General features: G+C 38.3%; 1 protein-coding gene. It reads right to left on the minus strand.

All coding sequences use genetic code 11. From position 1 onward, the window contains the following. Window positions 1-295: 295 nt before the first annotated feature. Window positions 296-392 (minus strand): hypothetical protein (locus KA858_RS12960; RefSeq protein ID WP_245342102.1); only part of this gene is annotated, 97 nt, incomplete at its 5' end.

Raw genomic sequence — 392 nt, forward strand, 5'->3', positions numbered from 1 at the left:
AGAGTATCAGTTGAACAAATGAAAGAAGCCATTGAAGATCAAGGCTACGATGTAAAATAAGGTCCGGACAACAGCGCTTAGGATTTAGGCGAATTCGAAAAGTGAGCAAAACTGCTTCTCAAGTTTTGTCGAGCTTTGAGTTTTTCGACAAAAATCCTGCTTTTGGTAGGCCGTCAATAAGGTCCGGACAAAAGCGCTTAGGATTTAAGCTAATTCGAAAAGTGAGCGTTCGTGTTAGCAAAATATAAGGAGTTGAGTCTGGGACATTGAATTTTTAAATAATTCTGTGCCATTCTCAACTCTTTTTTTTATTCACTCTTATTTTAGTCGTGACTGTATTCAAGACATCAATGACTGCATCGAGTGCATCCACAATCAAGTTCTTAACTGCA

Origin of the sequence: Staphylococcus sp. GDX8P80P (assembly GCF_017893095.1) — a bacterium.
GTDB lineage: Bacteria > Bacillota > Bacilli > Staphylococcales > Staphylococcaceae > Staphylococcus > Staphylococcus borealis.